The sequence below is a fragment of the Pseudoalteromonas sp. P1-11 genome (genome assembly GCF_001399995.1).
Taxonomy (GTDB): domain Bacteria; phylum Pseudomonadota; class Gammaproteobacteria; order Enterobacterales; family Alteromonadaceae; genus Pseudoalteromonas; species Pseudoalteromonas atlantica.
This window is the reverse complement of record NZ_LJSP01000029.1, coordinates 1-546: the sequence shown is the minus strand read 5'-3', so window position 1 is coordinate 546 and position 546 is coordinate 1. Positions and strand designations below refer to the sequence as shown.

The 546-nt window shown below is 53.3% G+C and carries 1 protein-coding gene; it reads right to left on the bottom strand.

Features of this window, described 5'->3' with window-relative positions:
* On the bottom strand, positions 1-546 hold a 546-nt coding region (locus tag AN390_RS19530), incomplete at both ends, for an Ig-like domain-containing protein (protein WP_173644046.1).

The following is a 546-nucleotide window of genomic DNA, read 5'->3' as shown; positions in this document are numbered from 1 at the left end:
TGGGTCGGTGTAACATCGTTACTTGAACCTGGGCTGGTTAAATCAAGCGTTGGCGCAATGGTATCAACCTCCCCTGCGCCTGTGGCGGTCGCTGTGTTACCCGCTGCATCGCTTACGCTTGCACTTAGGGTATAACTGCCCTCAGCAAGGGCTGTTGTAACCGGCACTGACCATGTACCAGTTGCGCCTACTGTGGCGGTAATGGTTTGCTGTGCACCGGCATTGTCTGTCACAACAATTGTCACTTCACTGCCTTGTGGCGCATCACTTGTGCCGGAGATCGTCGGTGTTGTGTCGTTGCTAACGCCGTTATCTGTAATAACAAGACTCGGTGGGGTTAAATCAATCTCACCGGTTTCGCTCGCGCTGCCGATATTACCCAGACCATCGTCTACCTCGGCGGTCACTGTGTATTCACCTTCAGCTAATTCACTCGGCGCATCAACGCTCCACACGCCACCGGTTACGGTGGTATCAACAGTCGTAATATTCCCCGCACTGTCTTCAAACGTTAAGCTAATGGTGGTGCCATCGGCTGCATCGCTT